This is a genomic window from uncultured Tessaracoccus sp. (genome assembly GCF_947255005.1).
Taxonomy (GTDB): Bacteria; Actinomycetota; Actinomycetes; order Propionibacteriales; family Propionibacteriaceae; genus Arachnia.
Genome location: NZ_CAMYFI010000089.1, coordinates 1 through 6,329 on the forward strand (window position 1 = coordinate 1; position 6,329 = coordinate 6,329).

General features: G+C 57.7%; 7 protein-coding genes. 6 read left to right on the forward strand and 1 reads right to left on the reverse strand.

Going from position 1 to position 6,329, the window contains the following annotated elements; genetic code table 11:
• From Q0X61_RS12180 to Q0X61_RS12190, 3 genes are all read left to right on the forward strand, one after another.
• On the forward strand, positions 1 to 948 hold a 948-nt coding region (locus Q0X61_RS12180; RefSeq protein WP_297743021.1), incomplete at its 5' end, for a DUF2800 domain-containing protein.
• 21 nt (positions 949 to 969) lie between these two features.
• Entirely contained in the window at positions 970 to 1,521 is a 552-nt protein-coding gene (locus tag Q0X61_RS12185) for a DUF2815 family protein (protein ID WP_058237908.1), read from the forward strand.
• Positions 1,522 to 1,598: 77 nt separating this feature from the next.
• Positions 1,599 to 3,566 (forward strand): DNA polymerase, encoded by a 1,968-nt coding sequence (locus Q0X61_RS12190; RefSeq protein ID WP_274734504.1) that lies wholly within the window; start codon positions 1,599 to 1,601, stop codon positions 3,564 to 3,566.
• A 3-nt stretch (positions 3,567 to 3,569) separates the two neighbouring features.
• Here the strand turns inward: Q0X61_RS12190 and Q0X61_RS12195 are convergent, their stop codons facing one another.
• The gene (locus tag Q0X61_RS12195) at positions 3,570 to 3,752 is read right to left on the reverse strand and encodes a hypothetical protein (protein WP_058237400.1); all 183 of its coding nucleotides are present in this window, start codon (positions 3,750 to 3,752) and stop codon (positions 3,570 to 3,572) included.
• A 156-nt stretch (positions 3,753 to 3,908) separates the two neighbouring features.
• On the opposite strand from Q0X61_RS12195, the gene Q0X61_RS12200 reads away from it, so the two are divergent.
• From Q0X61_RS12200 to Q0X61_RS12210, 3 genes are all read left to right on the forward strand, one after another.
• Positions 3,909 to 4,682, forward strand: a complete 774-nt coding sequence (locus Q0X61_RS12200) for a phage antirepressor KilAC domain-containing protein (RefSeq protein ID WP_297743025.1) — start codon at positions 3,909 to 3,911, stop codon at positions 4,680 to 4,682.
• Positions 4,679 to 5,116, forward strand: coding sequence for a DUF4406 domain-containing protein (locus Q0X61_RS12205; protein ID WP_297743026.1), 438 nt, complete (start codon positions 4,679 to 4,681; stop codon positions 5,114 to 5,116). The genes Q0X61_RS12200 and Q0X61_RS12205 overlap by 4 nt, the downstream gene beginning before the upstream one ends.
• Positions 5,113 to 6,329, forward strand: a 1,217-nt coding sequence (locus tag Q0X61_RS12210) for a primase alpha helix C-terminal domain-containing protein (protein ID WP_297743028.1), incomplete at its 3' end; no start/stop codon positions are given. The genes Q0X61_RS12205 and Q0X61_RS12210, both read left to right, overlap by 4 nt.

Here is a 6,329-nt window from a genome sequence, read left to right on the forward strand (position 1 = left end):
GTCTCGGCCTGGATTGATGACGAGATGGAAACCTTGACTGACGACTACGTCGCCTTCGTCCAGGAGCACGTCTCGATCGCACGGGAGGCCTGTGGTGATCCGCAGGTGCTGATCGAGCAGCACCTGGACTTCTCCCATGTGGTGCCGGGAGGTTTTGGCACCGGGGATTGTGTGATCATCGCTGAACCCACCTTGCAGATCATTGATCTGAAGTACGGGCAAGGTGTGTTGGTTGAGGCTGAGCGTAATCCCCAGTTGATGCTCTACGCTCTCGGAGCCCTTCACACTTTCGGCGACCTGTACGACATCGAGCGCGTAGCGGTGACGATCTACCAGCCGCGCCGGGCGAACGTCGACACCTGGGAAATCCCCGTCACTGAACTCGAGCACTGGGCCGAAGCGGAAGTGAAACCGAAGGCTGAGCTGGCAGCGGCTGGCGAGGGCGAGTTTTGTCCGGGCTCGTGGTGTCAGTTCTGCAAGATTGCACCCACGTGTCGGGCACGAGCTGAAGCCAATCTTGCGCTGGCCAGGTTGGAGTTCGCCCCACCAGCAGAACTTAGCGATACAGAGATCGCTGACGTGCTGGCAAGGATTCCGCAGCTCAAAACTTGGGCGGCGGATGTGGAGGCCTACGCCCTGTCGAAGGCCGTCAACCAGGGAGTGGTCTTTGAGGGGTTCAAGCTCGTAGCCGGACGGTCGATACGCAAATACACCTCCGAAACCGATGTCGCTGCAGCGGCTGAGGCGGCTGGATATAGGGACATCTGGGATCGCAAGCTCATCACCCTCACAGCCATGGAACGCCTCATGGGTAAACCCGCCTTCAACGAGGTCCTCGGTGATCTCGTGACCAAGCCTGCAGGAAAACCTACGTTGGTTCCTACATCCGATAAACGGCCAGCGCTTGACCTGGTGAGTGCGGCCACCGATTTTCAACCAAACAAGTAACGAGTAGAAAGAAGAATGATTATGTCAACGACTAACACAACTCGTATTGTGACCGGCGAAGTTCGCCTATCCTACGCACACGTGTGGGAGCCGAACTCCATCCAGGGAGGCAAACCGAAGTACTCCGTCTCCCTAATTATCCCGAAGTCCGATACTGCCACGATTGCGGCGATCGAGAAGGCCGTGGATGCAGCCATCGAGGCCGGGACGGCCAAGTTTGGTGGCAAGCGCCCCAACAAGGCCGCCCTCAAGTTGCCGCTGCGCGATGGGGATATTGAGCGTGACGACGAAGCCTACAAGGGCGCCTACTTCCTCAACGCCAACTCCCTGACCGCTCCGCAGATCGTCGATCAGAGCGTCGCCCCGATCCTGGACCGCGCCGAGGTGTATTCCGGCTGCTATGCCCGTGTCAGCCTCAGTTTCTATGCGTTTAACACGAATGGCAACCGAGGCATCGCCTGCGGACTCGGCAATATCCAAAAGACCCGTGACGGCGAGAGCCTTGGCGGTGGACGAGTTTCCGCTGAGACCGACTTCGGTGCCTTCGCCGCTGATGACGACTTCCTGAACTAACCATCCCCACACGTGGAGGGAATCAGCACATCTTGTTGGTTCCCTCCACTTTTCTTCTATGTGAAAGGAACCCCGTCATGCGAACACTCTTCTGCGATATCGAGACTTTCAGTCCAGTTCAGCTCGCCAAGGCGGGCGTTTACCCGTATGCCGAGCACCCAGACTTCGAGCTACTCCTGTTCGGCTATTCGATTGACGGCGGCCCAGTCGAAATAGTGGATCTTGCCAGCGGCGAGACCCTGCCCGATGAGGTTCTAGCGGCTTTAGTGGATTCGGGTGTGGTCAAGTGGGCGCATAACGCCGCCTTCGAGCGAGTCTGCTTGTCCGCTTGGCTACGCACTCATCATCCCGAGCTTCTCGCTGATGGGTTTCTTGGCCCAAGGCAGTGGCGCTGCACCATGATCTGGTCGGCCTACCTTGGTCTCCCGATGAGCCTCGATGCAGTAGCCACAGTTTTGAAGCTTGACGTCCAAAAAGATTCTGCGGGGCGCAAGCTGATCAAGCAGTTCTGCACACCCGCCACACCCTCAGTCCTGAACGGCGGCAAACACAGGAACCCACCATCAGCTGACCCGACCGGCTGGGCACGGTTTATCGACTACAACCGGCGCGACGTCGAAGTCGAACAAGCCATCCACGACAGACTGGCGTCTTTTCCGATGCCCGATGCCGAATGGGACACCTACGCCCTCGACCAACGCATTAATGATGCCGGGATTCTTCTCGACCACACGCTCGTCGATAATGCCGTTGCCGTGGACGAGCACCACCGCAACGCGACACTCGCTCGGGCACAGACATTGACTGGGTTGAAGAATCCGAACTCGCCGATCCAGCTCAAACAATGGCTGAGCGAGCACGGCTGCGAACTCGAATCGCTGACCAAAGCCGACGTCGATGCAGCCCTCGATACTGCGACCGGTGAGGTGAAAGAAGTCCTCGAACTTCGCGGCGATCTAGCGAAATCAAGCGTCAAGAAATACCAGGCCATGCAAAACGTCGCAGGATCCGATGGCCGTACACGTGGGCTCATCCAGTTCTACGGCGCAGGACGTACCGGACGTTTCGCCGGACGCCTCGTCCAAGTCCAGAACCTCCCCAGGAATTATTTGCCTGATCTTGACCAAGCCCGATCGCTCGTCAGAACAGGCAGCCTCGATGCCCTTGAGCTTCTGTACGAGTCCGTGCCCGACACCCTCAGCCAACTCATCCGTACCGCGTTTATCCCTTCACCTGGGCACAGGTTCATCGTTGCTGATTTCTCTGCAATTGAAGCACGTGTCATCGCATGGCTCGCAGGAGAAACCACCACCCTTCAAGCCTTCCGTGAAGGTAAAGACCTCTACTGCGAAACCGCGAGCCGTATGTTCGGAGTGCCAGTCGAAAAACACGGCGTTAATGGTGAGCTTCGGCAGAAAGGAAAATTAGCAGTTTTGGCTTGTGGTTTTGGCGGCTCAACGGGCGCTTTGGAGCGCATGGGAGCACTCACCATGGGTTTAGCCAAGCATGAGCTCAAACCGATCGTGGACGCCTGGCGGCAAGCTAACCCACACGTCGTGCAGCTCTGGGCAGACGTCGAAGAAGCCGCTATCGCTGCAATCACGTTGCGCCAGCCGATCCGGCTGCGGAATCTGCGATTTACCGTCGAGTCCGGGATTCTCTTCATCGAACTCCCCTCAGACAGACGACTTGCGTATGTGCAGCCGCGTCTTGGGGAGAACCGTTGGGGCGGCACATCCATCACCTACACCGGCACCACCACCGCCAGAAAATGGGGACATCTCGAAACCTACGGAGGGAAGTTGGTTGAGAATATCGTGCAGGCGATCGCTCGTGATCTGCTCGTGGTTGGCATGCACGCAGTCGCCGAGGCAGGGCACCAGATTGTGATGCATGTTCACGACGAAATCGTTATCGACGAACCCACAGATTCGGGCTTCACCGTTGCTGACGCGTGCGAGCTCATGACGACACCGCCCGACTGGGCAGCAGGGCTCCCACTCGACGCCGACGGCTACGAATGCGATTACTACCGCAAGGACTAACTCCTACTCGTCGCCGAGCAGCAGCTTCGGGTCGGTTTCCATGAACTCTCGAAGATACGCGGCGATCTGCTGATTCGCAGCAGAGGGCGCTGGATCGTTGTCAAGATCGTGTAAGTATTCCAAGAACGCAAAGAGACGCATGCACATTGCCATCGCCCACACCGTGGCTTTATCAATCTCACCCATATCTCCATGATCGCTCGTGTAGCACTGTTTGTCTGCGGGGTATACCCTGCATGGATTTAACACTTTTAGGTTCGTCGGCAGTGGGGTGAGGCCCTTAACTCCTTGTGCCGCCCGGCACGACTTTTTCTCGACGGGGTCTCGGGAAGGAACCCCGCCATGGGAAACCAGATTCAAACATTCACCAACGACGTGTTCGGCACCATCCGCACCATCACCAATGATGGCCAGACGCTGTTTTGTGGGAAGGACGTCGCCACTGCGCTCGGCTACGTTAACGCCAGCAAGGCAGTACGCGATCATGCTCGCGCCGATGGGGGTCTAAAACGTTACCCCATCGTCGATGCCATGGGACGCGAACAAGAAGCCACCTTCATTACCGAAGGTGACCTCTATCGCCTCATCATCTCTTCAAAGCTCCCGGCAGCACAGAAGTTCGAAGCCTGGGTGTTCGATGAAGTGCTACCGACGATTCGCCGCCACGGCATGTACGCATACGACGAACTACTCGCTGACGATGAATTCCTGGAGCATGCCATCGCCACTCTGCGGGCCGAACGGGCCAAGCGCCTGGCAGCAGAGCAAGCCCTGCTCGAAGCGGAACCGAAAGTCTCGTACTACGACGTTGTGTTGCAATCGGATTCGTTGTTGACGACGACTGCGATTGCGAAGGACTACGGACTTTCCGCGAAGAAGCTCAACCGGATCCTGCGTGATGCTCGCGTGCAGTTCCATCAGTCGGGCCGGTGGTTCCTGTACGCGAAGTACGCCGAGCAGGGATACACCCAGTCCAAGACCCACGAATACGGCGAGGGGCAGACCCGCACCCACATGTACTGGACGCAGAAGGGGCGTCTGTTCATCTACGACCTGCTCAAGAACCAGCTCGGCATTCTGCCTGTCATTGAGCGTCAAGGTCAGGTGCAAGCATGACCGCCACGACACTCGATATTGGGTTTTCGAAGAAGAACACCGAAGGCTATCTGGACCTGACGAGCTACCACGCGCTCAAGAAGCTCCAGCGCGAACTATTCGGTTACCGACCCTTGGTTTATATCTGCTCGCCCTACTCAGGTGACACCGAGGCGAACGTTGAGCTCGCCCGTCAATTCTGTGGGTTTGCAGTAAGCGCGGGCAAGATCCCGTTCGCTCCGCATCTGCACTATCCCCAGTTCATGGACGACGCCGATCCCGATCAGCGTGAGTTGGCGATGTTTTTCAACAGGGTGTTGCTCGCCAAGTGCGAAGCGCTGTGGGCATATGTCGGACGCGTGAGCCCTGGTATGCGCTTAGAGATCGGGTGGGCGCGCGACCTCGAGTTGCCGATTAAGTATTTCGATTCTGATTTCAAGGAGGTCACGCCATGACCACGTCCTTCACTCTGTTTGCTGCCACGGTTACAGGTGTGCAGAACAATAACCACTACCCGAACCAGCACATCGTCGCTGACGCGGCCTCGCTGAGCGCGGTCGCGGGTTTTGATCACGTGGCTGCCACGTATGTGAATGATCGCCGCTCAACTGCAGCCTTCATCTCCTCGGATTGCGTGGTGATGGATATCGACAACGATCACACCGACACCGAGTCCGAGTGGGTCACCCCGGAGAAGCTCGCCGAGTTGATGGCTGGTGTGGAGTTCATGACCGCCACGTCTCGTAATCACCAGAAACCGAAGGGCGTGGTGTCGGCCAGGCCGCGTTTCCACGTCTACTTCCCAATACATGAAATACGCGACGCAGACGACTATGCGGGGCTCAAGCACCGCCTCGCATCACGGTTCTCCTTCTTCGACCGTAATGCTTTGGATGCAGGACGTTTCATCTACGGGGCGTCGAACGCGGTAGTGACGGTGCATGAAGGTGATCAGCTCCTCGATGCATGGCTTGATGCGGCTGACGAGATCGACGTGTTCGCCGCCTTCGATCAAAGCACTTTGGTCATTGGTGAGGGCTCACGTAACGCTACACTCTCACGCTTCGCAGGCAGGGTCCTCATCCGCTACGGCGATACAGACCAGGCGCGTGACTTGTTCGACCGCAAAGCCAACCTCTGCGAGCCACCGCTCAGCGAGGGCGAATTACAGACGATTTGGAATAGCGCGTGCAGGTTTGCTTCGAAGGTTGCTGCTGATCCAGGCTATCTGCCGCCTGAGGCGTATGAGGCGTTGGCGGGTTTGCGTCCGGATGATTTTTCCGATGTAGGTCAGGCAGACACATTGGCTGGCGAGTATGCGAACAAGATCCGCTACTCACTGGCTACCAAGTGGCTCGTCTACGACCATGGCGTGTGGGATGAGAACGACTTATCCGCACAGGGCGTGGTTCAGGAATTGACTTCCCGCCAGCTGGAAGAAGCCGACCGTCTGATCGCATCGACGTGGGAGACCATGACGGCAACCGGCGCAGATCTCGTGATGGCCTCCGCCTCGTCGAAAGCCCGCGGCATCGCGAAGCTCACGCCTGTGCAAGCGACCGCGTTTCGAGCGTGGGATGAGGCAAAGAACTACCACAAGTTTGTTCTATCTCGGCGTTTGTCACGCAATATCACGGCCACGTTGAAAGAAGCCGGGCCGATCTTGCA

Coding starts and splice junctions, on each gene's coding strand:
- Q0X61_RS12195 (WP_058237400.1), bottom strand. CDS start 3,752: ATGGGTGAGATTGATAAAGCCACGGTGTGGGCGATGGCAATGTGCATG.
- Q0X61_RS12185 (WP_058237908.1), top strand. CDS start 970: ATGTCAACGACTAACACAACTCGTATTGTGACCGGCGAAGTTCGCCTA.
- Q0X61_RS12200 (WP_297743025.1), top strand. CDS start 3,909: ATGGGAAACCAGATTCAAACATTCACCAACGACGTGTTCGGCACCATC.
- Q0X61_RS12190 (WP_274734504.1), top strand. CDS start 1,599: ATGCGAACACTCTTCTGCGATATCGAGACTTTCAGTCCAGTTCAGCTC.
- Q0X61_RS12205 (WP_297743026.1), top strand. CDS start 4,679: ATGACCGCCACGACACTCGATATTGGGTTTTCGAAGAAGAACACCGAA.